Source organism: Butyrivibrio sp. FC2001 (genome assembly GCF_000424125.1).
Classification (GTDB): Bacteria; Bacillota; Clostridia; order Lachnospirales; family Lachnospiraceae; genus Butyrivibrio.
Genome location: NZ_KE384132.1, coordinates 410,022 through 436,463, shown reverse-complemented (window position 1 = coordinate 436,463; position 26,442 = coordinate 410,022). Strand labels below are relative to the sequence as shown.

Annotated in this window: 26 protein-coding genes; 4 read left to right on the top strand and 22 right to left on the bottom strand. The window is 40.9% G+C overall.

Annotated elements, in window-relative coordinates; all coding sequences use genetic code 11:
- The first annotated feature begins 231 nt into the window (after positions 1-231).
- Positions 232-1,125: a helix-turn-helix domain-containing protein gene (locus G601_RS0115580; RefSeq protein ID WP_051200481.1), complete on the top strand. Its 894-nt coding sequence runs from the start codon at positions 232-234 to the stop codon at positions 1,123-1,125.
- A gap of 5 nt (positions 1,126-1,130) precedes the next feature.
- Here G601_RS0115580 and G601_RS23665 read toward each other — a convergent pair whose 3' ends face one another.
- The 7 genes from G601_RS23665 to G601_RS0115545 form a co-directional block, all read right to left on the bottom strand.
- A complete protein-coding gene (locus tag G601_RS23665) occupies positions 1,131-2,327 on the bottom strand; it encodes a hypothetical protein (protein WP_035790834.1) in 1,197 nt (398 codons plus the stop codon).
- A 170-nt stretch (positions 2,328-2,497) separates the two neighbouring features.
- On the bottom strand, positions 2,498-3,571 hold the full coding sequence (uxuA, locus tag G601_RS0115570) for a mannonate dehydratase (RefSeq protein ID WP_026665907.1): 1,074 nt from the start codon (positions 3,569-3,571) through the stop codon (positions 2,498-2,500).
- A gap of 84 nt (positions 3,572-3,655) precedes the next feature.
- The gene (locus tag G601_RS0115565; RefSeq protein WP_026665906.1) at positions 3,656-5,398 is read right to left on the bottom strand and encodes an extracellular solute-binding protein; all 1,743 of its coding nucleotides are present in this window, start codon (positions 5,396-5,398) and stop codon (positions 3,656-3,658) included.
- A gap of 63 nt (positions 5,399-5,461) precedes the next feature.
- The gene (locus tag G601_RS0115560) at positions 5,462-6,379 is read right to left on the bottom strand and encodes a carbohydrate ABC transporter permease (protein ID WP_242834433.1); all 918 of its coding nucleotides are present in this window, start codon (positions 6,377-6,379) and stop codon (positions 5,462-5,464) included.
- A gap of 12 nt (positions 6,380-6,391) precedes the next feature.
- A complete protein-coding gene (locus tag G601_RS0115555; protein ID WP_026665904.1) occupies positions 6,392-7,309 on the bottom strand; it encodes an ABC transporter permease in 918 nt (305 codons plus the stop codon).
- Between the two features lie 147 nt (positions 7,310-7,456).
- Positions 7,457-8,140, bottom strand: coding sequence for a GntR family transcriptional regulator (locus G601_RS0115550; RefSeq protein WP_026490683.1), 684 nt, complete (start codon positions 8,138-8,140; stop codon positions 7,457-7,459).
- Between the two features lie 77 nt (positions 8,141-8,217).
- Positions 8,218-9,387 (bottom strand): NAD(P)-dependent malic enzyme, encoded by a 1,170-nt coding sequence (locus G601_RS0115545; protein WP_026490682.1) that lies wholly within the window; start codon positions 9,385-9,387, stop codon positions 8,218-8,220.
- Positions 9,388-9,512: 125 nt separating this feature from the next.
- Between G601_RS0115545 and pepF the strand changes: the two genes are divergently transcribed.
- Positions 9,513-11,312, top strand: coding sequence for an oligoendopeptidase F (pepF, locus tag G601_RS0115540; protein ID WP_026665903.1), 1,800 nt, complete (start codon positions 9,513-9,515; stop codon positions 11,310-11,312).
- A gap of 54 nt (positions 11,313-11,366) precedes the next feature.
- Here the strand turns inward: pepF and G601_RS0115535 are convergent, their stop codons facing one another.
- A complete protein-coding gene (locus G601_RS0115535; protein WP_026665902.1) occupies positions 11,367-12,287 on the bottom strand; it encodes a GDSL-type esterase/lipase family protein in 921 nt (306 codons plus the stop codon).
- Between the two features lie 112 nt (positions 12,288-12,399).
- Positions 12,400-13,128, bottom strand: coding sequence for a DUF975 family protein (locus G601_RS0115530; protein WP_026665901.1), 729 nt, complete (start codon positions 13,126-13,128; stop codon positions 12,400-12,402).
- A gap of 182 nt (positions 13,129-13,310) precedes the next feature.
- Here G601_RS0115530 and G601_RS0115525 point away from each other — a divergent pair, with 182 nt between their 5' ends.
- The gene (locus G601_RS0115525) at positions 13,311-14,366 is read left to right on the top strand and encodes a tyrosine-type recombinase/integrase (RefSeq protein ID WP_026665900.1); all 1,056 of its coding nucleotides are present in this window, start codon (positions 13,311-13,313) and stop codon (positions 14,364-14,366) included.
- A gap of 66 nt (positions 14,367-14,432) precedes the next feature.
- Here G601_RS0115525 and G601_RS0115520 read toward each other — a convergent pair whose 3' ends face one another.
- The 5 genes from G601_RS0115520 to G601_RS0115500 all read right to left on the bottom strand — a co-directional run bounded on the left by G601_RS0115520 (position 14,433) and on the right by G601_RS0115500 (position 20,894).
- A complete protein-coding gene (locus G601_RS0115520; protein ID WP_026490677.1) occupies positions 14,433-15,692 on the bottom strand; it encodes a 6-phosphofructokinase in 1,260 nt (419 codons plus the stop codon).
- 224 nt (positions 15,693-15,916) lie between these two features.
- Entirely contained in the window at positions 15,917-16,270 is a 354-nt protein-coding gene (locus G601_RS0115515) for a hydrogenase maturation nickel metallochaperone HypA (RefSeq protein WP_026665899.1), read from the bottom strand.
- A 57-nt stretch (positions 16,271-16,327) separates the two neighbouring features.
- A complete protein-coding gene (locus G601_RS0115510) occupies positions 16,328-19,120 on the bottom strand; it encodes an FAD-dependent oxidoreductase (protein ID WP_051205918.1) in 2,793 nt (930 codons plus the stop codon).
- Between the two features lie 91 nt (positions 19,121-19,211).
- Positions 19,212-20,339, bottom strand: coding sequence for a DUF5692 family protein (locus G601_RS0115505; protein WP_026490674.1), 1,128 nt, complete (start codon positions 20,337-20,339; stop codon positions 19,212-19,214).
- A 147-nt stretch (positions 20,340-20,486) separates the two neighbouring features.
- A complete protein-coding gene (locus tag G601_RS0115500) occupies positions 20,487-20,894 on the bottom strand; it encodes a LysM peptidoglycan-binding domain-containing protein (protein WP_026665897.1) in 408 nt (135 codons plus the stop codon).
- Positions 20,895-21,293: 399 nt separating this feature from the next.
- On the opposite strand from G601_RS0115500, the gene lexA reads away from it, so the two are divergent.
- Positions 21,294-21,908: a transcriptional repressor LexA gene (gene lexA, locus G601_RS0115495; protein ID WP_026490672.1), complete on the top strand. Its 615-nt coding sequence runs from the start codon at positions 21,294-21,296 to the stop codon at positions 21,906-21,908.
- Between the two features lie 95 nt (positions 21,909-22,003).
- On the opposite strand, the gene rsfS is transcribed toward lexA, so the two are convergent.
- From rsfS to rplU, 8 genes are all read right to left on the bottom strand, one after another.
- A complete protein-coding gene (gene rsfS / locus G601_RS0115490; protein ID WP_035785252.1) occupies positions 22,004-22,369 on the bottom strand; it encodes a ribosome silencing factor in 366 nt (121 codons plus the stop codon).
- On the bottom strand, positions 22,362-22,952 hold the full coding sequence (gene yqeK, locus G601_RS0115485; protein ID WP_026665896.1) for a bis(5'-nucleosyl)-tetraphosphatase (symmetrical) YqeK: 591 nt from the start codon (positions 22,950-22,952) through the stop codon (positions 22,362-22,364). The genes rsfS and yqeK overlap by 8 nt, the downstream gene beginning before the upstream one ends.
- 28 nt (positions 22,953-22,980) lie before the next feature.
- Positions 22,981-23,640 carry a nicotinate-nucleotide adenylyltransferase gene (gene nadD / locus G601_RS23660; RefSeq protein WP_051200476.1) on the bottom strand — a complete coding sequence of 220 codons (660 nt, stop codon included), beginning with the start codon at positions 23,638-23,640 and terminating at the stop codon, positions 22,981-22,983.
- Between the two features lie 60 nt (positions 23,641-23,700).
- Positions 23,701-23,997 (bottom strand): ribosome assembly RNA-binding protein YhbY, encoded by a 297-nt coding sequence (gene yhbY, locus G601_RS0115475; RefSeq protein WP_026490669.1) that lies wholly within the window; start codon positions 23,995-23,997, stop codon positions 23,701-23,703.
- Positions 23,981-25,378: a GTPase ObgE gene (gene obgE, locus G601_RS23655; RefSeq protein WP_051205916.1), complete on the bottom strand. Its 1,398-nt coding sequence runs from the start codon at positions 25,376-25,378 to the stop codon at positions 23,981-23,983. Before obgE ends, yhbY begins: the two co-directional genes overlap by 17 nt.
- A gap of 90 nt (positions 25,379-25,468) precedes the next feature.
- Complete coding sequence (gene rpmA, locus G601_RS0115465; protein WP_026490668.1) at positions 25,469-25,753, bottom strand: 50S ribosomal protein L27; 285 nt, start codon at positions 25,751-25,753, stop codon at positions 25,469-25,471.
- A gap of 3 nt (positions 25,754-25,756) precedes the next feature.
- The gene (locus tag G601_RS0115460) at positions 25,757-26,086 is read right to left on the bottom strand and encodes a ribosomal-processing cysteine protease Prp (protein WP_026490667.1); all 330 of its coding nucleotides are present in this window, start codon (positions 26,084-26,086) and stop codon (positions 25,757-25,759) included.
- A 24-nt stretch (positions 26,087-26,110) separates the two neighbouring features.
- Positions 26,111-26,419, bottom strand: coding sequence for a 50S ribosomal protein L21 (rplU, locus tag G601_RS0115455; RefSeq protein WP_026490666.1), 309 nt, complete (start codon positions 26,417-26,419; stop codon positions 26,111-26,113).
- Positions 26,420-26,442: the final 23 nt, after the last annotated feature.

Sequence of the window (26,442 nt, the reverse complement as noted above, 5' to 3'; positions counted from 1 at the left end):
CGAATGGCTAGGAAAATAGTAAAACTATATAAAAGGTGTCAATATGTATCTTATGTATAAATCATGTATTTATCAGCATTTTCTTAATATTTAATATATATTAGTGTAGATATATGATGTCGTTGTGTCATTTTGACCTATTTAGTGTATAATTGACATATTGATTAGTCTTGACTTAATGGACATAATTAACATTTTTTATTTAAATAATCCGTTTTTTATGAGGTTTCTATGGCAGGAAGGAAGAAAAAACAGGAAGATAAGCTGATGCTATTTCCAAAGAACCAGATATTCGGTTATCTTCGGTCAGGGAAATTTAAAGCCCTTTCAGATGAATGGCAGCATGAAACAATGCCACTTATATTTGACTACGAGCTGATCGTAGTTACAGAAGGCACTTTATTCCTTAGATATATGGATGAAGACTTTACTGTGGAAGCCGGAGAATATCTGATTCTTCCGCCCAGTAATTCCTTAAGATCAGGCAGTAAAAAAGCCTACTGTTCCTTTTATTGGCTTCACTTTACTGTTGATATGTGTAATTTCCCTGCTCGCATTTCACAGGGCGAATATGCTTCCTATGAGAGATCCAATTGTTTCATTATGCCTCAGAAGTCTGTAGTTCCAAGACCTCAGAAAATGATAGTAAAAATGAAACAGCTTCAGGATCTTGAGAGAAATAATTACCCTGAGCTGTCTCTTAATGCAGAAGTCACAGCCATAATTACCGAGCTTTTTGGTCAGCTTCGCGTTGAGGTTCCTTCTGAAGATGATCCCATGGGAAACAAACAGATTTACTCTGATATTGCAGACTACATAAGGCGCAACATCTCTGAAAACATAAAACTATCTGATATTGCAGATGCCTTTGGTTATAGTCCCAAATATCTCTCCCATCTGTTTAGTAAAGTCAACGGAACCTCTCTTAAGCAGTTTATTTTATCTACAAAAATGGAAACTGCCAGTTATTATCTAACTGACAGTGACCGTACAATTACAGAGATAGCTTCTGAAGTAGGTTTTTCGGATATGCATAACTTCTCACGTACCTTTAAGCGGTTGACCGGTCTTACTCCCAGTGAATACCGCAACACCTACTCCAAGCGTCTTCTATTTCATTATTAAATTAATCAGTTAGGCATAAGCCCTGAATTGCCGGCCCACTCGTAGGTTGGATCGGCTTCTTTTACATATTCAAAGACCATTGCCATTGAAGAATCGCTTATGGTGATTACGTTCTTTCCATCATAATCGGATACAAAGTAGATCATCTTTTCCTGACCTTCATCTGTTGCGACATAGATGCTTCCATCATCCCATGACAGATCGTAGTAGGTTCCGATAAAGTGAGCATAGCCTTTTCCGTCAGGGCAAAGCATCATGTCAAAATCAACACCAGCATTTTTAAGCTGTCCCTTTGAATAGGTTGTACCATTTTCCTGGAATGCCATTATTTCGTAATATCCGGCATTGATATGCTTTCCGCCTGACAAATCAGGAAGATATGATGAATCAAACTTTGAAGAAGTATTACCTGAATCCCCCTTTTTATTTGAATGAGATCCGGATAATCCTCCTGATAATGAACCGGTTATGGCATCCTTTCCGTCAGTCAGAGCACTTTCAATTTCCTCTGCTGCATCGTCTTTGGCTTCTTCTATAGCTTTTGACGCATCCTCAGCAGCCTTATCAATTTCTTCCCCTGCTTCCGAAGCGGCTTCATCAAGCTGCTTTGTTGCATCATCCATCGCTTCACCCAGGGCATTATCAAGAAGCTCATCAGTGATCTGATCTACAGTTTTATTTGATTCGCCATTATCAAATGCCTTTACTTCATCTTCTGTCATGGCTACAAATACCATTTCTGTATTATCTGCAGCCAGGGTTATCTGACCATCCTTAAAGGTGTATGGCGTATCAGTATCTCCCATGTCTGCATCATGCATAGTAAATATCTTATCATTCCAGTCAAAATCAGTATTTTCTCCGAGCATGCTGACATAGCCGGTTCCGTCTTCCCTTACAATAAGATAAATACTTGAGCCCATGGATTCCATCTCATGAAGCTCTTCGGTAATGTCTTCACCTTCGGATATAAATTTTATGATTTTGTAATAACCGACCATGGGATTTGTGGATTGTTTCTTTTCTTCAGCAGTGTCTTCTACTTTAACATCACTGGCTGTAGTGCCTGCTTTCAGCTTTCCTGCAGACATAGCTGAAGAGCTTTCTGAATTGGTATCATCGGAATTCTTTTTTGAACCGCACGCAGACATAGACAGTGCCATTGTAAGAACCATAAAATAGACCAGAATCTTTTTATACATATTGTGTCCCCCTCTTACATTTGACAATTACCCATTTAGATTATAAACAATAATCACATACAAAATTATTAAATTGCTATTAATTATCTTTCATAGAAGGACTAGTTTTCGTGAAATAAAAAAACAGCCTCAGCAAATTAATGCTGAAGCTGTAAGGTATTCGCATATTATTATTTAGCTTTGTTTGACTTATCGATTGCTTCCCATAAGCCGTTCAAATATGTTGCACCAAGTGCTCTGTCATAGAGACCATAACCGGGCATTGCAACCTCGTCCCAGATCATACGACCGTGATCAGGTCTGATGGGACCTTCAAAGCCTATATCGTAAAGCGCCTTCATTATCTCGTACATGTCGAAATCGCCATCACTTGATAAGTGCGCTGCCTCTTCAAAGTTATCATCTGAATGGAATTTCAGATTCCTTACATGTGCAAAGTGTATTCTACCCTTAAGTGATCTAATCATGTGAGGCAGGTCATTTGCACGGTTTGTACCGTAGGATCCGGCACAGAAAGTAACACCGTTGTGCGGATTATCTACCATTTTCATCATTCTCTGTATGTTCTCAAGATTGATTATGATACGGGGAAGTCCAAATACTGACCACGCAGGATCATCGGGATGAATTGCCATGTTGATATCATATTCATCACATACGGGCATGATTCTTTCAAGGAAGTACTTAAGATTTTCAAAGAGCTTCTCTTCGTCTATATCCTTGTACTGCTCAAAAAGATCCTTGATAATAGCCATTCTCTCAGGCTCCCAACCGGGTAAGATTGCACCGTTTGCACTGCCCTCGATACTCTTGAACATTTCCTCGGGATTAAGCTCATCAATTGCTTTCTGTGTGTATGCAAGAACTGTAGAACCATCAGGTCTTACTCTTGCAAGCTCTGTTCTTGTCCAGTCAAATACCGGCATGAAGTTATAGCATACAAGGTGAATTCCCTCTTCGCCTAAGTTTCTTAAGGTTTCAATGTAGTTATCAATGTACTGGTCGCGTTCGCTGCTTCCAGTTTTAATTGCATCGTGGATATTAACTGATTCAATTCCGGAGATATGAAGGCCTGAAGCTTCAACTTCTTCCTTTAAAGCATGTATCTTTTCTCTTGTCCAAACTTCTCCGGGCTTGGTATCATATAAAGTTGTAATTACACCTGTTACTCCGGGAATCTGGCGAATCTGTTTTAAAGTAACTGTGTCGAATCCACTTCCAAACCATCTAAATGTCATTTCCATAACAATGATATCTCCTGTAATTAGCTTATATACTTTTTTTAATAAGCGCCCCACATTTAATTATGGGGCGCTTTGAAATCTTTATCAATCTACAGATGTTGAATCGCCATATACGCCTTCAAATGCTGTAGTACGCTCATCTATGATAGCCTGTCCGCCGGATGAAAGGTAATCTGCAATAGCATCATCCCAAACCTGATCAAACTCCTCAGGCTTAGCAACAAGAGCTGTATCAAATACAACGTCTCTCTTTGAACCTAAAGCTTCACCCATACCATCTTCAGCCTTGATCTCAGGAACCTTAACGTTCTTAGCTACCTTGTTTGCTGTATCAGCATAGTCGATAGCCTGCTGTACGTCTGCAGGATCTGCAGGGCTGTAAGCGTGTGCAGCTGAAAGAAGTGTCTGGTTGTCATCAACAAGGTGTAAGCCGTTACATGTGATTGTGTAGTCGATGTTGTTACCGGAGTTCATGATAGCATCGCCCTGTGCAGGAACAACTTCGATAGCGCCATCATCAAGCTTGTTGTGTGTAACGCCCTCATCGCCGATCTGGAGATACTGAATGTGCTCAGGATCTGAAATCCAGTCAAGGTAAAGGAGTGATGCAAGAGGCTCCTGGTTTGTTGCAGGGAAGAAAATCTTTCTGTCACCAGCTGTTGAATCAACATACTTAAGTGTCTCACCCTTGCTGTTCTCGAAGCAGTCAACTGCTACATACTTAGCGTCGGGACCAACGATTCTCTGTAAGTTAGCCTGGATTGAATCTTCACCGTTTCTGTAAGGGTAATCCCAGTTGTGTTGGAATGCGCCTACGTAACCAGCCTTCATCATGTCATCCTCTGTGCTGTCACCTGCTGTGTAAAGAGCGAAATCTTTCCAAAGAAGGTCTTCGTTGTACCACTTGTTAAGGATACGCATAGCGTCCTTTGTTCCGTTCTGTGTAAGCTTTCTGTCATCGAAGCCGTTGATGTAGAATTCCTTATCTGTGATATCGGGATCCATCTGTGACTCGATAAGAAGAGCTGCTCTCCAACCTACATCGTAGGATACTGAGAAAGGTACCATCTTGTCAGCGTCAGCGCCAAGAAGCTCTGAAGCGTTATCTCTGAATGCACAGATTGCGTTGTAGAACTCTTCCTGTGTCTTGGGCTCTTCAAGACCAAGCTTATCAAGCCAGTCTTTTCTCATGAATGTAAGTATTCTTCTTGAAACTGCTCTCTTACCTTCGATTGCCCATAATGTGCCGTCTTCATCGTTGAGGTCCCAATAGATATTGGTATCGCCAAGCCAGTTCTGAAGGTTTGTAAGCTGGCTGCCGTACTGATCAAGAAGGGGCTTAAGGTCTGTTACACCACCCATGTTTGCATAGGTCTGAATTGTAGGATATGAATATGTAAGGCAGATGTCAGGAGCTGTACCAGCTGCAAGGAGATTGTTGATCTCATCTGTCTCTGTCCAACGAGGAACTGAAACAAACTCTACCTCTACGTTGTGATCTTCGAGCATTCCCTTTTTAATATACTCTGTGTACATGTTGTTTGTAGGATCTGTACCGCCGTCATTACCACGATCATAAACCTCTACTGTGATGTGCTTTGTCTCCGGGAACTTACCGTCAACAAGCTCACCTGTAGCTTCTGCTGCATCCCCAGCTTCAGCAGCGTCTGTGCTCTGTGCAGAGTCAGCTGTGTCTGTGCCGCTCTCAGTTGTTGACTGTCCGTCACCTGTTGAAGCGGGTGCAGTATTTGAACCTGAACCGCCACAAGCTGTTAAACCAGCAGCCATTGTGAGCGCAAGCATTAATGAAACGATTTTTTTCTTCATTTTTTGCCTCCCTTTTGTAGTGAAAAGTGTTTTATTAACAACGACATACTGTCGTCATTTTCATTACTCTTTTACCGCACCGAGTGTAACTCCGTGAATAAAGTACTTCTGCAGGAAAGGATAGATGCAGAGAATCGGTATGGTTGAGAACATTACTATTGCAGCCTTTAATGACTCAGATAATCCAGGAGTTGAGAAACCTTCCTGGGTCGCCACTTCTACTGAGTTCATGTTATTAAGGATGTTATACAAAAGAAGCTGCAGCGGATAATAATCCTTGTTCTTCATATACATAAGAGCATCTGAGTAACCGTTCCATCTTCCTACTGCATAGAAAAGTGCAAGGGTTGCAAGAACCGGCTTTGAAAGCGGAATGTAAATGCTCCAGAGTATTCTGAAGAAGGAAGCACCATCGATTTCAGCGGATTCCTGAAGTGAATCAGGGATTCCATAGAAAAAGCTTCTCATAATGATCATGTTGTAAACGCTAAGGCATCCCGGAACTATAAGTACAAGAGGATTATCAAGGAGCTTCAAATCCTTCATAAGCAGGTAGTTAGGGATTGTTCCTGCATTAAAGAACATTGTGATCGTGATGATAACGTTGAATATTCCGCGTCCCTTCAACTTACTGAATATAAGCGGATAAGCACACAGTGTTGTCATTGTAAGTGATAAAACTGTACATACGAATGTAAGTATTACTGTCCATACAAATGACTTGATGTACTTGGGATCACCAAGAACTGTCTGGTAAGCCTTGAAGTTAAGTCCCTTAGGAAGGAGGTAAACCTGATGTTTTACAAGGAAATCAGCTCCTGAAAGTGATCTTGATAAAAGGTTTATCATCGGTATCAGACAAACAAGGCTTATGATCACACAGATGATCACGAATATGATATCGCCAAATCTTGTATGTCCGGATCGCACCATTCTGGTTATTTCATTTTCGTCGTTAATTTTCTTTACTCTAGTTGCCACTGTGCTATCCTCCTACCATATTCCGCGCTCGCCCAATTTTCTGGAGAGCCAGTTAGCAAATAGCAGGAATGCCACGCCAACTACTGATTGGAAAAGTCCTACTGCCGTCGTCAATGAGAACTGCAGACCCTTAATACCGTTCTTATAAACGAAGGTCGAAATAACTTCAGCACTGCTCATAACAAGGTTGTTTTGAAGTGCGAAAGGACGGTCGAAGCTGGATCCCATGATGTTACCGAGAGCCATGATCAAAAGAACGATGATCGTACTCTTGATTCCGGGAAGTGTGATGTGCCACATCTTACGGAATCTTCCGGCACCGTCTACGCTTGCTGCCTCATATAACTCAGGTGAAATTCCGGCGATAGCTGCAAGATAGATGATTGAGTTCCATCCAAAGCTCTGCCAGATTCCCAGGAAGATATAAGTGCCAACCCATTTCTTCGGATCATTAAGGAATGGAACTGCTTCTCCACCGAGCTTGGTGATAAGCATATTTACCAGACCTGTACTGGGGGTAAAAAGCTGAATTGCCAGTCCATAGATGATGACCCATGATAAAAAGTGAGGCATATATGCTATGGTCTGAACTGTCTTTTTGAATCTCTTAAATGTAAGCTCGTTCAAAATAAGAGCAAAGATGATCGGAACAGGAAATCCGACTATAAGATCCAAGAGATTAAGAACTACTGTGTTTTTCAATGCATTCAAAAAGTCTCTGTTCTTAAATGCCTGAATGAAATACTGCATACCATGGTTATCAGCCCACGGCATCTCTCCTACCTTCTGAACTATACTGTACTTCTTAAAAGCGATAAGTACATATTTCATAGGTACATACTTAAATACAAGCAAATACACCATAGGTAAGAAAAGCAATACATATAATTGCCAGTACCTTTTAATGTATGCTTTCCAGTTTGTCTTCATACATATCCTCCCAACAAATAATCTTCTCTACTAGTATACAAGTATATTAGTGTTTTTCAGTACGAAAATCAACTAAAAAAACAACCAAAAACAAAAATGTGTTTTTGGTTGTTTTATACAAGCATATTTACGAAAAATATTAAGTATTTAGTTATTCTCTTTAAAATAATGAGGATATGCCTTTATAAGTGCCTCGTGATCTACGCGGTATCTGTTCAGGTGCTTCTCTACCAGTTCTCTGGCCTGACTCTTATCACGCTCTTTTATCGCAGCAACCATAAGCTTATGGTCATTTACGATCTTGGTGTCCTTAACAGTCTGCATGGACATGTTACGCACACGGTCGAAATGGATCATAATAGACCTCTTCATTGCGTAAATGGTCTCTTTTTTCGCTGCTACATAGATTTTCTCATGGAACTCGTTATCAAGCTCATATATCTTATCCGTGGCATTGTTCTGAAGATAGAAATCCTGAAGAGCTACGTTCTCTTCAAGCCCCTTGATATCATCCTCAGTAGCTATATCACAGGCTTCCTCGATAACTGCAATATCAAGTACACGTCTAAGGAATACTGCTTCATCAATGTAGTTACTGTCTATCATTGAGACAAAGCTTCCTCTCTGAGGATATATCTCAATTACAGCAGCCTTATGAAGCTCCTGAATGGCTTCTCTTACAGGTGTTCTGCTGACACCAATAAAAGTAGCGATCTCATTTTCACTTATAGCGGTACCCGGTTCCAAATCAAGAGATATGATGTTCTCAGTTATAGCTCTGAGCGCATATTCTCTGGCTGTTTCGTATGAATATTTTTCTATTTTTCTCATTGCCCACCTCAAGTTCTTTAACATGTATGCTACCATACATGTTCCGAGGTTGCAATTTTCATATTTTGCTTAGAGAGTTAAATTCTTGCGACTCCGCACTCTCTCGCTGCTTTTGCAACTGCCTCAGCTACTGTAGGTCCGACTCTTTTATCGAAAGCCAGAGGAAGAATGTACTTGTCATTAAGCTCCTCAGGAGAAACCAGGTTAGCAAGTGCATAGGAAGCTGCCTGCTTCATCTCCTCTGTGATGTCCTTAGCTCGAACATCTAATGCTCCACGGAAAAGTCCGGGGAAGCAAAGTACGTTATTTATCTGGTTGGGATGATCACTTCTGCCGGTACCAACTACTGCAGCACCTGCTTCAAGTGCTTCATCGGGCTCAATCTCGGGAACGGGGTTAGCCATAGGGAATACAACCGCACCGGGAGCCATGGATTTAATCATATCCTTACTTACGATGTGAGGAGCACTTACTCCGATAAATACATCTGCGCCCTTCATGGCATCTGCAAGTGTGCCGGAGAACTTTTCAGGATTGGTCTTCTTAGCCATCTCCTCCTGAGCTGAGTTCATCTCAACTCCTTCGCAGAGAACACCGAAGCGGTCAACCATCTTAAGGTTCTTAACACCAAGGTTCATGAGGTGTTTTCCGATTGCAATACCTGCTGAACCTGCGCCGTTTATAACGACCTTAGCTTCTGAAATCTCTTTTCCTACCACGCGAAGCGCATTGATAAGTGCAGCTCCAACAACAACGGCTGTACCGTGCTGATCATCATGGAAAACAGGAATGTCGCAGACTTCCTTAAGCTTTCTCTCTATCTCGAAGCATCTGGGAGCTGCTATATCCTCTAAGTTTATTCCTCCAAAGGATCCTGAAATCAGGTAAACTGTGCGGACAATCTCATCAACATCCTTACTGCGAACACAGATGGGGAATGCGTCTACATCAGCGAATTCCTTAAACAGTGCGCATTTTCCTTCCATAACAGGCATGCCTGCCTCGGGACCTATGTCTCCAAGTCCAAGTACAGCGGTTCCGTCGGTAATAACAGCTACAAGGTTGTGTCTTCTTGTAAGTGTGTAGGATTTGTCGTAATCCTTCTGAATCTCCAGACAGGGCTGCGCAACTCCGGGTGTATAAGCAAGTGAGAGGTCTTCCTTGTTTTCAACCTTAACTCTTGAAACAACTTCAATTTTTCCCTGCCACTCACCGTGTAATCTCAAGGACTCTTCAGCATAGTTCATAGATTTCATCTCCTCATTTTATATAATTATTTATTAGTATCAGTCATTTATTTTTGCTATACTTATCGAGTGTGCACAAGTAACTTTGGCGCACTATCTATCATAATAATAAGGAGAATAAGTAAATGCAAGGAAAATTACCTAAAAGAAACGAAGTCGAAGAGGCACTGACCTGGCGACTTGAAGATATTTATGAAAATGAAGAATTGTGGGAATCAGAAGTAAAGGAAGCTCTTTCCTTAGCTGATAAGATCGCTGAGTTCAACGGAAAGGTTGCAGACAGCGCTAAGAACCTTCTTGAAGTTTTAAAGCTTTTCGAAAAGGCTTCACTTTTAATCAGCAGATTCCATGCCTATGCTCACATGAGACATGATCAGGATTCAGCTGATTCAAAATATACAGGAATGAATCAGAGAGCTACCTCTGCTTATCTTCAGATCGGTGAGAAGGCATCCTTCCTTGAGCCTGAGGTTCTTTCTATTTCTGACGATACTCTCGCATCCTTCTATGCTGATGAGCCTGAGCTTAAAAACTATGAGCTTAAGATAAAGGAAATCAGAAGACTTAAGGATCACATTTTAAGCAAGGAGCTTGAGCAGCTTCTCGCTTCTGCAGGCGAAATGAGCCAGACTCCCTACAATGGCTTTAATATGCTCTCAGATGCTGACCTTAAATTCCCCAGTGTAACCGATTCTGAGGGAAAAGAGGTTGTTCTTTCAAACGGACGCTTCGTTCCTGTTCAGATGTCCAAGGACAGAGAGCTCAGAAAGAAGGCTTTTGAGGCATTCTATGGCAGATACGAGGAGTTCAAGAACACATGGGCTGCTCTTTACGACGGCGAGGTTAAGGCTCGTATTTTCAATGCTAAGGCCAGAAAATATAACTCCAATTTCGAAGCAGCCGTTAACGAGAATGATGTTGATCCCGCTGTTTGCGACAGACTTATCAATTCAATCCATAAGGGCTTTGATAAGATGCACCGATACGTTGCACTCAGAAAGAAGCTCCTCGGCGTTGACGAGCTTCACATGTACGATGTCTATGTGTCAATGATAAGCGATTTTGATATGGAAGTAGGCTATGAAGAGGCAAAGGATATTTCCTTAAAGGCTCTTGCTCCTCTGGGTGATGAGTACCTCGGAATCGTTAAGAAGGCTTATGATGATCGCTGGATCGATGTTGTTGAGAACGAAGGAAAAAGAAGCGGCGCTTACAGTAGCGGTGCTTACGGCGTTCATCCTTACATGCTTCTTAACTACAACAATACTCTTGAGGATGTGTTCACTCTTGTTCATGAGATGGGCCACTCAATGCACACCTGGTACTCTGAGCACGAGCAGAGCATCTGGAATTCCGAGTACAAGATTTTCGTAGCGGAGGTTGCTTCTACTACTAACGAAGTACTTCTCTACCACTATCTGAAGGATCATGCTAAGAGCAAGGAAGAAAAGGCTTATATCATCAATCACTTCCTTGAGAGCTTCAAATCAACCATGTACAGACAGACCATGTTTGAGGAATTCGAGAGAAAGACCAACGAGATGGCTGAAAAGGGCGAACCTCTTACAGCTGAGAGCCTCTCTGATGTTTACTACAACCTCAACAAGGAATACTTCGGCGAGAATATGGTTTCTGATCCTCAGATCGCTTATGAGTGGTGCAGAATACCTCACTTCTACTACAACTTCTATGTGTATCAGTATGCTACAAGCTTTGCAGCTTCTGTTTCTATCGCAAAGAAGATTCTCGAGGAAGGCGCACCTGCTGTTGAGCAGTACAAAAAGTTCTTAAAGAGCGGCTGCACACAGGATCCTGTAAGTCTTCTTAAGATTGCAGGCGTTGACCTTACTACTGCAGCTCCTATCGAGGATGCTCTTAAGGTATTTGAAGAAGCACTCGTTGAGATGGAAGAATTATATAAATAATTTTGATCATTATAAAACCCATATCCCCTTTGATTTGAGGATATGGGTTATTTTTTAATCCTTTTTAATTACGACTCCTGCCTTTTCTACATGTTTTATAATATGCCTCCATATTCTTTTTGTAGGTCTCGGCAGATAATGAACGCCGTCATTTGAGTCGATTTTAAGTCTCTTCTTGAAAATCCAGTCGTACAGGTCTACCAGATAGACGTCGTTTTCATCAGCCCATTTATCAAGGGCGTGGTTATATTTTTCCATAAGCTTACTGTTAAAGCATATCTTTCCTATATCATCAAGAAGTGCATCCTTAACAGGTCCTACAGTGCAGACCACCATCTTTTTATTCATCCTGAGGATTTTCTTATAATACTTCTTATATTCCTTGAACTGTCCTCTGTCGTTAGCTCCCATCCAGGTCACTACCGTATCGTAGGTATTGGGATCTACCGCATTGATGACTTCCTTAACATAGCTCGCCTGGGCTCCGCCTCTTGCGTAGACATACATGCCGTCTCGGATATCGCCGCACAGCTCTACGTTTTGCCTGTTAAACATATAAACACTTCTGGAGTCGCCAATAAACAGGATTCTCGGTATCTCCTCCTGAACCTTCACGGTAAAGGTACAAAGATAATGATGCCATTTCTTTGTATAGACCTTTATCTTTGCTTTACCAAGCTCGTGCGTTGTTATCTGCCCCGATGAATCAACGGAAGCTATGGATTCGTCACTTGATGAAAATTTCAGAGTGCTGGGTTTAAGCCTTTTTCCATAGTCTATGATTTTAATCTGAAAGGTCTCATTTTTTAGAACAGACTTCTGGAATAGTCTCTTATTAGTTGCGATATAGACCTTTTCATCATTGGCTGCCTTTGCATGGATGGCAAAATTGCCCTGCAGGAAAAGAGGAAATGCTAAAACAAAGCACATCCAAAGAAGTACCGCCCAAACGTTAAAACTTTTATTATTTTTCATAATCCATTCACCCTCATAAGTTTAGAAAACTATATGAATATTATCGCATTAAAAAGGCCCGTACATAAGTACAGGCCTTAAAACTTAATAATAATTTTATTATTGCTGCCTATTACATAACAGCCTGAGGATTGTAGGTCTCCTTGATAGCTGTGTAAAGCTCAGCGTCAGAGCACTTCTTATAAGGTCCTACATAGAAGATGTAGAGAATACCGCAGGTAAGTGCGCTAAGAAGGATCCAGCCAAGGAATGAAAGATCATAAACGAAAGCGTTCATCTTCTGTCCGTTCATCATCTGTCTTGAAAGTGTAATAGCTTCATCTGCTGTCATATCAGGATTCTCAGCAAGCAGATAAGGTACAAGTCTGTAAGAATAGCCCTTTATGATTGCAGGAATACCGCAAAGCAGTCCCCAGAAGAAAAGGTAAAGATTCTTAAAGAACATAACCTTAACAATATTTTTCCAGTTGGTCTTAAAGCCAAAGGCAACGTTGTTAATCTGTGCCTTTTCCTGAACACGGTTCACAATAAAGAATCTCTGGCAGCCTACTTCAAGAGGAGCAAAAACTGCAATCTTGAGTACAAGACCAATTACAAGAACAACAAGCAAAACTGCCATAACAGCCATGATTATGGGAATAAGTACATCCCAATCAATATTGTTAAAATCAAGACTGCCGTTTGAAGAAGAACCACCTGCGTTTCTTCCGACATTACTTCCTACGGAGCCACTACCGCCTCCTGTAGCTATACCTAAAATCAGGCAAACTACAACGCAGGCCCAACGGTTTTTGGTAAAGTTAGCCATACCGTTTTGTTTAAGCATTGAATTTGTCCACATGTTATATATCTCCCTTCCAATTAAAACAATTTACTTTGATGATTAGATTATACATAATAATTCATATAATTGTATATAATATTATGGAAATTTAAGATAATTTAATAATATAATTTGGTGAATTATCAGCCGTATCTCTTCATATATGTTTTGTGGTAAAATTATTCTTGATTGGAGGAGCTATGGGAGCAGATTCAGAATATAACAGAAAACTTCATTTAGCACGTTTAGAGAAGCTTCACGAATTAGAGGGCATACTTCCGGTTTACTGTATGCCTTTTTTAGATGATAAGGAGCTTACTTCTCAGATAAATACGGTCATATCCTACGCTTATGATCTCATTAACTTTTTCCAGTTTCTCAAGGAAAAGAACCCGCTTTTAAAAAATGTATCTGAAATAAAGGATATTGATCTATCACTTTTGGATAATCTTTCCTTTGAGGACATTAATGAGTTTCAAAGATTTTTATCCTTTAATAACGGCGAAAACAAGCACGTTAATAAGGAAAAAGGTATTGCCCGCAGGATGTCTGCCGTAAGGGGCTTTTACGAGTTTATGTGTCAGCATCATTATCTTAAAAACAACCCTACTCTCGGTGCTGCAAAGCGTAAGAAGACACCTAAGAAGGACATTATCAGGATGAATTCCGAAGAGGTTAATACTCTTATGGATACGGTAATAAATACCGAGATGAATGTCTCTGACAGGCAAAAATCTCTTCTTGAAAAGACAAACCTTAGAGATACTGCTATTTTCACTCTTCTGCTTAATACAGGTATCCGTGTTTCAGAGTGTGTAGGGCTCGATATTGACGATCTTAATTTTGATGAGAATTCCTTTTCTGTTGTTCGAAAAGGTGGAAATACGCAGATTCTTTATTTTAACCGCACCACGGCCGAGGCCTTGAAGGAATATATGGAATTTGAAAGGCCCGGACTTTGCGCTGACGATAAGGAAAAAGCTTTGTTTTTATCTCTTAGAAAAAGACGTATCACAGTAAGAAGCGTCGAGCTTCTCGTAAAGAAATTTACTCAGATGGCAGTTCCCGGAAAAAAGCTTACGCCTCATAAGATGCGAAGCACCTACGGTACTGCTCTCTACAAAGAAACCGGTGATATAAGGCTTGTAGCTGACGTTCTTGGTCATAAGGATATAAATACTACCGCCAAGCACTACGCTGCTATCGAGGATGAACACAGACGCAGAGCCGCTACTATCGATCCTTATTCAAACTAAACATTAATTATTTAAAGGCCACTCTTCATACGAAGAATGGCCCTTATTATTGTTGTTATTATGAAATTAAAGCAGTTCCTGGAATCCAGGTACAAAGAGGTGTCTCGGAATACCATCAACCATGATCGGTCCTACGTCACCCTGGATAAGAGGACGAACATATGTGATGAACTCATCTGTTACATATGTGCCTTCCTTGTTGATCCATTCTCTGGGAACAAGTCTCTCATCATTAGCAATCTTGTGAACGTCCTTAACCTCAGTACCAGCCTGATAAGGATCATCTGAAAGTCTCTCGATAACAACCATCTTACCGCTGTCACCTTCATCAGCAGCCTTCATAGCAGCACCACCAACCTCGTATGCTTCAAGGATATCTACACGGGAAGCACAGTGGCTTGCAGCTCTCTGAAGAGTTGAAAGCTCGATAGCTCTTGTCTTACATCCGATCTCAGTTGAAAGCAGTGTGCAAAGGTATCTTGCAGTACCTGTGAGCTGCTTATGACCAAATGCATCAATGTATTCAACACCGTTGTCATACTCACTGATGTATTTGCCATCTTTATCATGAATACCCTCAGAAATAGCAATAACAACATTTGCCTTTTCCTTAAGGAGTTTTTTAACCTTGTCAACGAACTTCTTAACATCGAAAGGAAGCTCAGGAAGATAGATAGCGTCAGGTCCGTCACAGTCCTCACCTCTGGAGAGTGCTGCTGATCCGGTAAGCCATCCGGCATTTCTACCCATGATCTCAACGATTACAACCTGTCCGTGCTCTGTCTCAAGACTCCATCCATCACGGATGATCTCTTTTACAGAGGTTCCGATATATTTAGCTGCTGAGCCATATCCGGGTGTGTGATCAGTAAGTGCAAGGTCATTATCAATTGTCTTAGGACAACCAACGAATCTTACTGCTGAACCTGAAATAATAGCATAATCAGATAGCTTTTTAATGGTATCCATAGAATCATTGCCGCCGATGTAGATAAAGCAGTCAATCTCTAAGTCAGTTAATATCTGGAAAATCTTCTCATAAGTCTCTTTGCTCTCAAAGATCTCAGGCAGCTTATAGCGGCATGAGCCAAGATATGCAGATGGTGTTCTCTTTAACAGTTCAGCATCAAGACCTGTCTTAATGTGGTCGGCAAGATCAATATAACGACCTTCCATAAGACCCTGTACGCCGTGGATCATTCCGTATACTTTCTTGTATCCACGATCTTTAGCTGTACGATAAACACCTGCAAGCGAGGAATTAATTGCAGCTGTAGGTCCTCCTGACTGTCCAACAATAACGTTTCTTTTCTCCTTCGTTGCCATGGTTATGAATACCCCCTTATCTAGTTTTGTTATGCAACATGCATATATTTTATCATTCAAAGGGACGTTTGTCATTAAAAATGTATAAATATATAAAATTAATATAAATCGCAGGGCTGAAATCTATATATAAATTTTATGGAGAGCATAAAAAAATTAGATAAAAGGTCATCCTTATGCTGATGGTCTTAGGAATTATGCTCTCCAAAAATTCACATATAGTTTCAGCCCTGCTCCTCGATTTCAATTTCTTTTATAAGAAATTCGTTTCCTTGTACAAGGTATGTCTTTTCGCTACCGCAGAATGGACATATTTTACCATGGGCGATTGTTCCAAACTGTTTGCCACAGTCGGAGCACTCAGTAATAGCCGGGATAGTTTCTATTTTTAGTTCTGTAGATTCAAGGAGTGTTTCCTTTGCAGCTGCCCATTTCCAGCAATCTGTCAGGAAATGAGGAATGACTGTTGAAACCTCCCCAAGCTCTATTGTAACCTTTTCAATTTTATCTATTTGGTTCTCATCAGCAACTACCTTCAGGTCGTCGATGATATGGAATACTACACCAAGTTCGTGCATTTTAATACCCTCATCCATCTCCTCCTGCATTTACTGCAAAAGGAGATGGTCTATAAATTACTTCTTTTTAACCTTCTTTAACTTAACTTTTATAGTCTGCTTTCTGATGTTAACTCTCTGCTTTGCAGCATATGGAAGAATATACTTAAGCTTATCTTCACTCTTTCTCATCACGCTGCAATCCGGATTATCTCTGTAGAGATGGATAGCGTCGAATTCACACTTTGTTGTGCAAAGTCCGCAGCCGATACACTTGTTTGTATCAACAACTGAAGCTCCGCAGGAAAGACATCTTGCTGTCTCAGCCTTAACCTGTTTCTCTGTGAATACAAGCTTAGGGTCACGGAAGGAATGCTTAGGATCAGCTATAGCATTGCTCTTTCCGGGAATCTGTCTCTTGCAGGTATCATAATCCTTAATAGAGATATCATCCTTATTCAGCTCCTTGAAATCGTTTCTGTTTCTTCCGATTGTCAGGGATGAATGAGGCTGTACAAAGCGGTGGATTGAAATAGCACCCTGTTTTCCTGCTGCGATAGCATCGATTGCAAACTTAGGGCCTGTATATACGTCACCACCTACAAAGATGTCAGGCTCAGTAGTCTGATATGTAAGTGAATCAGCAACTGCACCGTTACCTCTTCCAAGCTCAACGCAAGAGCCGTTAAGTAAGTTGCCCCATACGATGCTCTGTCCAATACTTAAGAATACATGCTGGCACTTAATTGTAACAGTGTCACTCTCATCGTACTGAGGATTGAATCTGTGATCTGCGTCAAATACAGAGAGGCACTTCTTAAATACAATGCCTGTTACCTTACCGTTTTCAGTAAGAATCTCCTTGGGACCCCAGCCACAGTTAATCTCAACGCCATCCTCTTCAGCTTCCTGAACCTCTTCATCGGATGCAGGCATGATATCTCTGCTCTCAAGGCAGAACTGCTTGACATTTGATGCGCCGCAGCGAACTGCACTTCTGGATACATCGATAGCAACGTTACCACCACCGATAACAACTGCATCGCCCTCAACCTTAAGTGACTCATCATCTGTTACTGCGTGAAGGAAATCAACGGCTGTTACAACGCCTTCAGCGTCCTCTCCGGGAATTCCTGCTTTTCTTCCGCCCTGGCATCCAATAGCAATGTAAAATGCCTTGTAGCCCTGTTCGCGAAGCTCCTCAATAGTGATGTCCTTACCTACTTCAACACCGGTCTTAATGGTAACGCCCATCTCCTTTATGATATCTATTTCAGCCTGAACAACATCCTTTTCAAGCTTGTAGGAAGGAATACCATATACAAGCATTCCGCCTGCTCTTTTATTCTTTTCAAAAATTGTAGGTCTGTAGCCTTTTTCTGCAAGATAGAAGGCACAGGATAAGCCTGCAGGACCGCCACCGATAATAGCGATCTTCTCTTCAAACTCGCCGTTAACCTTAGGAATAACCTTCTTGGGAATGAATCTTGTATCTGCATTAAGATCCCTAGCTGCCAAGAATTTCTTTACTTCATCGATAGCAACAGCCTGATCGATTGTTCCTCTGGTACATGCCTCCTCACATCTTCTGTTACAGATATGACCGCATACTGCAGGAAGCGGATTATTCTTCTTAATAAGCTCAAGAGCTTCTGTGTATTTACCCTGAGCAGCAAGCTTAAGGTAACCCTGTACAGCTACATGTGCAGGACAAGCTGTCTTACAGGGAGCAGTTCCTGAATCATAGCAGTTGATTCTGTTGTTGTCTCTGTAATTCCAATCCCAGTCATCCTCAGTCCATTTTTTCTGACTGGGAAGCACATGCTTAGGATATTTTACTTCAGAGCCATCCTTTCTGCAAAGCTTTTGTCCAAGCTTAACAGCACCTGCAGGACATACCTCTACGCAGCGTCCGCAGGCAACACAGTCTTCCTTTGTTACCTTTGCAACATAGGCTGAACGTGAAAGGTTGGGTGTATTGTAAAGCTGTGATGTTCTAAGTGCATAACATACATTAACGTTACAGTTACAGATAGCAAATATCTTGTCCTGTCCGTCAATGTTTGTTATCTGATGTACAAATCCGTTATCCTCGGCCTTCTTAAGGATCTCAAGAACCTCTTCCTTGGAAACATATCTTCCACCTTTTCCTGTTTCTACAACATAATCGGCCATATCTCCAACTGCGATGCACCAATCAGTCTCATCATCCGCACAGCCCTCGTTGTAGGTCTTACGTGAACGACGGCATGAGCAGGGAGATGCTGCATACTTACCCTCATATTTATCGAGCCAGTGAGAAATATGCTCAAGTGAAATAGATTCATTATTCATTTCAATGGCCTTCTCAACAGGAATAACGTGCATTCCGATTCCTGCTCCTCCCGGAGGTACCATAGGTGTTATCTTCTCAAGAGGAAGTGTTGACATATAATCAAAGAACTTACCCATCTCAGGATTCTTATTTATAAGCTCTTCGTTCATGTTTGTAAACTCAGCACTGCCAGGAACATACATGGGAACGAGGTACTGCTTTTCTCTGTTCTCATTTTCCCAGTTATACTCTACAAGTCCTGTCCACGACATATGATCAAGGAGCTGCTGAAGTCTCTCCTCTTCAAGTCCTGAAATAGCCTTAAGCTGTGCAAAGGTCTTAGGCTTTCTTACTCCCATTTTGAGTGCAAGCTCTGCCTCTTCGTCAGTTGCAACAGCTGCAAGTGCCCAGTATTCCGGGTCATCACTTGTGAGCTTTTTTAAACCAAGATGATAAGGTACACGGTCCGTGATCATTTTACCAAGCTTTACGATAGGCTCACGTAAAGCTGTGTCTTCTTTTACATAAGACGGTTTATAAGGTGGCTTTCTACCCATTTTCTTCAAAATCTCCTTTACCCTGAAGCTTTAGATAACAACAGGGAGCCAGATAGCTCCCTGTCTGATAAAGCTACATATTTATTATTTCTTAGCTAGCCTTTTCTGCTCTCTCCATAGCAAGCTTGAAATCTCTTGTATCGCCAAATACTTCGTTAGCATAAGGATTCTTACCAAGCTTGCAGGCTCTCATAATTATCTCTGCCATGCAGATAACGTTTATTGCTATTGCAAGAACAGCAACAAAGCCCTGCATTCTGGGATCTGCCGTAATTCCCATCTGACTGATAACTTCGCCTGCCTGAGCAGTCTTACCTAAATTGTTGTTATAAAGCTCGATAGCCTTGTCATAAAGAGCCATGGTAGTAATGCCATTCTCTGAAGCTCCACCGTAAACTGAAGGAAGTGCTGCCGCAAATCTGCTTGAGAGCTGGAATCCGGGAACTACCTGTGCCCACATACACCAGATTGCAAGTGTATTAGCTCTGTTCTGGATCCATGCACCCTTGTTCCAGAATGCATTAGCAAATGTAGGAGCAAGAAGCAATGCTACGCCGCAATACCATGAATGTGTAGGAAGGTTGAGGTATGTATACTCAAAGTTCCATACATCATAAGCAATGATGAACCAGATAGTCATATCAGGCCAAAGCATGTCAGCGTGATTCTTATCACTTGAAGAATAAAGGTGAACAACACCTGTCATGCAGAAAATGTTGATCATACCTGCAATGGCGTTAACTACGTTCCACCATCCACCATAGATGAATACACCTTCATTTGACGCCCACCATGCGCCGTTAAGGTTACCTGAGATAGAGAATGCAGCAAGAGCTGACTCCATATCAGAAACATTAGCGATCATGATGTTAGCAGCTACGATAAACCAGGGGAACCATGCAAACCACTTCTCCTTACCGATACCCCATTTATACTTGATCATCATAAAGCCGACACAGCCGATGTCAGCAGCATATAACTTAAAGTAATGGAACCATCCGTCCATAAATGCAACTGTGGGATTGGAAGAACCACCAAATGCACCCATATGAGCGGCAATAAAGTAAACTGTTAAAACAGTCGGAATGAACACAAATACGATCATTCCCCCAAGCTTTGTTCTACGGCCAACTTCGTTCATGAGAATAAGTCCCACGAAAACAAGTATCCAGCCTATAAGCTGAGAACTTGCATTGGCGCCGTAAAGTTGAAATAACATAAGACACCTCCAAAATATTTATTATATTTTTATAAAATCTTTATAAACTAATAATAGCAATTCTGCATACAGAATTGCTATTGGCAAAAAGTAATATAATTAAGGTGATATTTTTGGGTACTATTATTTAAATTGTAGTTTCCTATGTTATTTCAGTGTATCTGAATAGTAAGGAACTATAAGATTCGTTCCTGCTTTAAGCATAGTGTCAGGTGATATCTTGTTTATTCTGGCGATATCATTAACGAATTCCTTAGTACTTCTATAATGAAGATCATCCATATATTCCTCAGCTATAGTCCATACGGAGTCACCTACATTTACGCTTACAGAGGTATAGTATTTATACTGTTCGTTATTCTTGTTGCTCGCATCTGAACTAAATGAAAAGCTTAGAATAATAGCCATGAAGATAATAACAGAAGTCATAACACCAAGAATAACAAGTCGTCTTCTAGCAGCGCGCTCGCGTCTTCTCTTAGCAAGAGCTGCTCTCCTATATCTGTCGTTCTCATTAACATAATTGTTTCTGTTCATTGCTGTTCTCTTATTCATCCTTCGCTCCTCCGTTTGTCGAACAAATGTTACGAACAACTGTTCTTAGAACAATATATCGAACATCCATTCTTTTGTCAACACATTTTTCGTACGTTTGTTCTTTTGAAATTATAAAAAAAATCTTAAATAATTCCTTCGTTTGAGTTCATATTTTGTTCATATTTATCCTTTAATATATGTATCAAGGTAGTTGATAAACAAATCACACTATCTCCCCCTCATAAGAAAATCGCAGGACACTCACAGCAATGTGAGTGTTTTGTGATTAATTCAAAGATCTTATGTATATACTCTATACAATCTCCTGTCCAATAAAAAGTACAGCGAATATATGTTTGCCTTTTCTTTCTTTATATGTTAAACTGAACATAGGTTCTTAATATATGGAGGATAACAATGGAAAAAGGAAAGATCAGCGAAAAGCAAAGTGAAATTCTCGAATTCATTAAAGAAAAGATATTAGAAAAGGGCTATCCGCCTACTGTTCGCGAGATTTGCGAAACCGTACATTTGAAATCAACATCATCCGTACACTCTCATCTCGAGACCTTGGAGAAGAACGGCTATATCAAGCGCGATCCTACCAAGCCCCGTACCATTGAGATATGTGATGATTCATTTAATATGATCAGAACAGAGATGGTTAACATCCCTGTTGTTGGCCAGGTGGCTGCAGGTACACCTATTCTGGCTGAGCAGAATATAGACAGTTACTTCCCTATTCCTGCAGAGATGTGTCCTAAGGGACAGATGTTCATTCTTAATGTTAAGGGTGATTCAATGATAAATGCTGGTATTTTTAACGGTGACCGCATTTTTGTTGAGGCCTGTGACACAGCCCGTAACGGTGAGCAGGTCGTAGCTCTTATCGATGACTCTGCTACTGTTAAGACCTTTTATAAGGAGAAGGGCCACATCAGACTCCAGCCTGAGAATGATACCATGGATCCCATTATCGTAGATGACTGCGAGATTCTTGGACGTGTATTTGGTGTTCTGAGATTATACTAATCTGATATTAGTATTTCGAAATAAGTATTTAAATGTAAAAAGCGCTGCATGTTCATTGCATGCAGCGTTTTTTTATGCTCAAAAGTGATTATAAATTATAATTCATCCTTTGTAATATGCTTACCATCTCTCCAGATTCTCTCAAGATCATAGAAAAGTCTGTTCTCCTGATCAAAGATATGGACAATGATATCACCAAAGTCCTGAAGAATCCAAAATGCGCTCTCATAGCCTTCGATATCCTTCTTCTCATATCCTGCTCTGCCAAGAGTCTCCTCAACTCTGTCTGCCATAGCCTGAATCTGTGAACGGTTAGATCCGCTTGCAACGATAAAGAAATCGCCAAGGGTTGATACCTCGCTGATATCGATGATCTCAATATCAAGGCCCTTTGTATCTTCAAGTGCATTTACTGCAAGTTTTACCATTTCCTTAGAATTTTCAATTGAGTGTTCAGCCATTTTCTTTTTCCTTTTTTAAATAGTATTCGTAAGTGTTCCAGGTCATAGGATCGCATTCCTTATCAATATTATTGAGATAATGAATCGTATCCTCTAATATCTTAAGCATACACTTATCAAGATCAGCATATGCAAGCTTCCGGATTATATCCATGTGCTCTAAAGGCTTCCTGTTTGGTTCAATAAAATCGGCAATAAATACGATTTTCTCAAGATCATTCATACCGGGATGCCCAGTGGTATGCCATCTGATGGCACCAAGTATTTCAGGATCATCATAACTGTATTTATGCTCAGCCAGACACATTCCTGCCTTGGCATGGATAAGCGCCGGATTACGCTTTTCTATGTCAGTTATTTCAACGCCGTACTTATTACAGATCTTAATCTGCTCTTCATGATCAAGATTTTTGGCACAGTCATGCAGAAATCCTGCTATCAGCGCCTTTTCAATGGAGACATCATGAACCGCAGCCATATTGGCAGCCGTGTAGGCAACGCCAAGTGTATGGTCAAATCTGTCTGCATTAAGTACAAGCTTCATTTCTTTTCTGAGCTTATGTGATAATTCAATCATTTTCATAATATATAAAGACTAAGCCTCCGATACATCAACCGTGATAGATTTTCATATCGTCGTCATCATCTGAAGACGCCATGCCATTATATATATTTTTCAAGCTGGCAAATTCGATAACAGATTCAGGAAGCATGTATCTTACAGATCTTCCGGTCATAATTCTTGATCTGATATCGCTGCTTGAAATATCAATGTTCTTATATTGAAGAATCCTTACATCAGCACCGTATTTATCGTGAAGGTATCTTCTCTGCTCATCCATTTCGGCAATAGACATATTATTTCTGATTGCAGCCAGAATAACGCAGTTCTTGAAAATCTCCTCGCTCTTATACCAGGTTTCGATCTGCTTAAAGGTATCACCACCGAGAATCAGATATATCTCATCTCCGGGATACATTTTTTCAAGCTCATAAAGTGTATCAATAGTATAGGTATTACCCTCACGGTCAATTTCAAGACGCGAGCATGTAAAATAGGGATTACTGTCTATTGCAAGCTTAACCATCTGATAGCGCAGCTCTCCGGAAGTCAGACTGCCCCCCTGGTCCTTCATGTAGGGCTTACCTGTGGGCATGAAAACTATTCTGTCCAGTCCGAACTGCTCTCTTGCTGCCTCACCTAAAATAAGATGAGCATTATGTATTGGATCAAATGTACCGCCTAAAATGCCGATTTTTCTACTTGCCATAATATTCCGTCACCTCTTTTATGCTGTATTTGTCGTGAAAATATTGACCGCTATATTTTATTACTTAGGAAGCTTAATCTCCGGATTTTCATGGAAGGGCTTGTAAAGCACGAATTTTCTTCCTATTACCTGAACAAGAGTTGATCTTGTTCTCTCTGCGATGGTGTTAGCAACTTCATTAACATCATCGGTGCAGTTTTTCAAAATTGAACCCTTGATGAGCTCCTTATTATTAAAGCACTCCAAAACGCTCTCAGTTACTTCGGGAGTAACTGCAGCCTTACCGATCTGGAAAACCGGATCAAGGTTCATTGCAAGACCTTTTAAATAAGAACGCTGTTTACTGGTTAAATTCATCATTGTCCTCCGAATCAAAATCTATATCATCGCTCTCTGCAAAATCAGCCTCATCAGAACCTGAAGCCTCTTCTGTATCAGCATTTCTGTAATAATCAAAACTGTTACCATACATGCGAACTGTGTCGCCTTCCTGAATGCCAAGGGCCTCAAGCTGGTCAAGAATACCGTTCTCAACAAGGAAGTTCTGGAAAAATGCGAATCCCTTTTCAGAATCAAGGTTTGTATAACCAAGCATTTTCTCGATCTTAGGTCCTTCGATAACGTATTCCTTAGCATCAGAATCATACTCTACAGTGAATGATTCATTCTCAACCTTAAGCTCAACCTCAGGATCATATTCGCTTTCAAATACAAAGGTCTCTTCGCCGAGATTATCAAGCTCCCTGCTAATATAGTATAACAGTTCATTAATTCCTTTGCCAGTAAGGGTTGAAGTAGCAAATACTTTAACTCCCTGGGGCTCAAATTTATCTCTAAGCTTCTGTATGATCTCGGAATCCTCTCCGTCAGGAAGCATATCAATCTTATTTGCAGCAATAACCTGAGGCTTTTTGGTAATATCAGCGTTGTACTTGGAAAGCTCATTATTAATAGCTTCTATATCTTCAAAAGGATCTCTTCCTTCGGTTCCGGCAGCGTCTACAACGTGGATCATGATTCTGGTACGCTCAATATGTCTTAAGAACTCGTGACCAAGACCTGCTCCGTCTGCAGCGCCCTCAATAAGTCCCGGAATATCCGCAACAACAAATCCTTTTGCATCATTCAAACTTACAACTCCAAGAATTGGAGTAAGGGTTGTAAAGTGATAGTTTGCAACCTTAGGCTTTGCATTACTAACCTTTGTGAGGAATGTTGATTTACCAACGTTAGGGAAACCAACCAGTCCTACATCCGCAATCATCTTAAGCTCGAGTAATATCTCCAGTTCCTTAGCGGGTTGACCGGGCTGTGCATATCTGGGAGCCTGCATTGTACTTGTAGCATAATGCATGTTTCCGTTTCCGCCTTTGCCGCCCTTAAGAAGTACAAACTCTGTAGTATCACCTGACATATCTACGATAACTCTTCCGCTGGAAGCTTCCTTTATGACAGTACCCTGAGGTACCTTTATAATTATGTCAGAGCCTGATTTACCATGACAACGTCTCTTTCCGCCATCTTCACCATTCTCAGCCTTGTACTTTCCGCCGTAGTGAAAATCAGAAAGAGTATTAATACCAAGATCAACCTTGATCACAACGTCTCCGCCTTTTCCGCCGTCTCCGCCGTCAGGTCCTCCATTGGCAACAAACTTTTCTCTTCTGAAAGAAACGTGACCGTCTCCACCTTTTCCACTTTTAACAAATATTCTCGCTCTATCAACAAATGCGGGCATATTATTCTCCTGTTAATCTCAAAATAGACACTAGCTAAAAAAGGACTCCAAACAATAATATGTTTGGAGCCCAATACATAACGATACTGATTACTTCTCTACAGCATAAACGCTAGCCTGCTTCTTATCGCGGCCCTTGCGTTCGAAACGAAGCACACCATCAACAAGTGCAAAAAGAGTATCATCTTTACCGATACCAACATTTACACCAGGATGAATATGAGTGCCACGCTGTCTGTATAAAATATTTCCAGCCTTTACGAATTGTCCGTCAGCTCTCTTTGCTCCAAGGCGCTTAGACTCGGAATCACGACCATTCTTTGTGGATCCGACTCCCTTCTTATGAGCAAAAAATTGAAGGTCCATATTCAACATGACTTATACCTCCTCGAATTTAATGTTCAAAAACTCATTTCCATATTGTTTGTAGACTCCGGTAATGCCAAGTTCGAATGACCTCATTAAAAGATCTCCCTCTTCTGAAAAACCATCTTCAGAAGTAACCTCTATATATCCTTTTCCAGGATCTGCATCACAGGTAAAATTATCATCTGTAAATTTTTCCAAAGAATTAACTGTGTTTATGCTTAGAATCGAAATCGCAGCACAAACAATGTCTTTTCCATATTCTCCGGAACCGGCATGTCCTTCGAGCTTAAAGCCCATGTACTCGCCATCTTTGTTTTTACGAATAATGATATTTGTCATATCTGCAAACACTCATCTACAAGATTACAGTGAAATCTTATCGATCTTCACAGCTGTGAAGCACTGTCTGTGACCGTTCTTCTTGTGATAACCGGTCTTACTCTTGTACTTATAAACGATAACCTTCTTGCCCTTGCCCTGTTCCATAACAGTTGCGCTAACCTTTGCGCTTGCTACATCACCAGCAACCTTAAGAGTCTTGTCATCATTTACTGCAATAACATTATCAAATGTAACTTCTTTTCCGGCTTCTACGTCAAGCTTCTCAACACGAATAACGTCGCCCTCGGAAACCTTGTACTGCTTACCACCAGTAACAATAATTGCGTACATAAGGCACCTCCTTCTTCCAAATC

Bases quoted from the DNA above. Each gene is read 5' to 3' on its own strand.
- G601_RS0115580 (WP_051200481.1), top strand. From the start codon at position 232: ATGGCAGGAAGGAAGAAAAAACAGGAAGATAAGCTGATGCTATTTCCA.
- G601_RS23665 (WP_035790834.1), bottom strand. From the start codon at position 2,327: ATGTATAAAAAGATTCTGGTCTATTTTATGGTTCTTACAATGGCACTG.
- uxuA (WP_026665907.1), bottom strand. From the start codon at position 3,571: ATGGAAATGACATTTAGATGGTTTGGAAGTGGATTCGACACAGTTACT.
- G601_RS0115565 (WP_026665906.1), bottom strand. From the start codon at position 5,398: ATGAAGAAAAAAATCGTTTCATTAATGCTTGCGCTCACAATGGCTGCT.
- G601_RS0115555 (WP_026665904.1), bottom strand. From the start codon at position 7,309: ATGAAGACAAACTGGAAAGCATACATTAAAAGGTACTGGCAATTATAT.
- G601_RS0115550 (WP_026490683.1), bottom strand. From the start codon at position 8,140: ATGAGAAAAATAGAAAAATATTCATACGAAACAGCCAGAGAATATGCG.
- G601_RS0115545 (WP_026490682.1), bottom strand. From the start codon at position 9,387: ATGAACTATGCTGAAGAGTCCTTGAGATTACACGGTGAGTGGCAGGGA.
- pepF (WP_026665903.1), top strand. From the start codon at position 9,513: ATGCAAGGAAAATTACCTAAAAGAAACGAAGTCGAAGAGGCACTGACC.
- G601_RS0115535 (WP_026665902.1), bottom strand. From the start codon at position 12,287: ATGAAAAATAATAAAAGTTTTAACGTTTGGGCGGTACTTCTTTGGATG.
- G601_RS0115530 (WP_026665901.1), bottom strand. From the start codon at position 13,128: ATGTGGACAAATTCAATGCTTAAACAAAACGGTATGGCTAACTTTACC.
- G601_RS0115525 (WP_026665900.1), top strand. From the start codon at position 13,311: ATGGGAGCAGATTCAGAATATAACAGAAAACTTCATTTAGCACGTTTA.
- G601_RS0115520 (WP_026490677.1), bottom strand. From the start codon at position 15,692: ATGGCAACGAAGGAGAAAAGAAACGTTATTGTTGGACAGTCAGGAGGA.
- G601_RS0115515 (WP_026665899.1), bottom strand. From the start codon at position 16,270: ATGCACGAACTTGGTGTAGTATTCCATATCATCGACGACCTGAAGGTA.
- G601_RS0115510 (WP_051205918.1), bottom strand. From the start codon at position 19,120: ATGGGTAGAAAGCCACCTTATAAACCGTCTTATGTAAAAGAAGACACA.
- G601_RS0115505 (WP_026490674.1), bottom strand. From the start codon at position 20,339: ATGTTATTTCAACTTTACGGCGCCAATGCAAGTTCTCAGCTTATAGGC.
- G601_RS0115500 (WP_026665897.1), bottom strand. From the start codon at position 20,894: ATGAATAAGAGAACAGCAATGAACAGAAACAATTATGTTAATGAGAAC.
- lexA (WP_026490672.1), top strand. From the start codon at position 21,294: ATGGAAAAAGGAAAGATCAGCGAAAAGCAAAGTGAAATTCTCGAATTC.
- rsfS (WP_035785252.1), bottom strand. From the start codon at position 22,369: ATGGCTGAACACTCAATTGAAAATTCTAAGGAAATGGTAAAACTTGCA.
- yqeK (WP_026665896.1), bottom strand. From the start codon at position 22,952: ATGAAAATGATTGAATTATCACATAAGCTCAGAAAAGAAATGAAGCTT.
- nadD (WP_051200476.1), bottom strand. From the start codon at position 23,640: ATGGCAAGTAGAAAAATCGGCATTTTAGGCGGTACATTTGATCCAATA.
- yhbY (WP_026490669.1), bottom strand. From the start codon at position 23,997: ATGAATTTAACCAGTAAACAGCGTTCTTATTTAAAAGGTCTTGCAATG.
- obgE (WP_051205916.1), bottom strand. From the start codon at position 25,378: ATGCCCGCATTTGTTGATAGAGCGAGAATATTTGTTAAAAGTGGAAAA.
- rpmA (WP_026490668.1), bottom strand. From the start codon at position 25,753: ATGTTGAATATGGACCTTCAATTTTTTGCTCATAAGAAGGGAGTCGGA.
- G601_RS0115460 (WP_026490667.1), bottom strand. From the start codon at position 26,086: ATGACAAATATCATTATTCGTAAAAACAAAGATGGCGAGTACATGGGC.
- rplU (WP_026490666.1), bottom strand. From the start codon at position 26,419: ATGTACGCAATTATTGTTACTGGTGGTAAGCAGTACAAGGTTTCCGAG.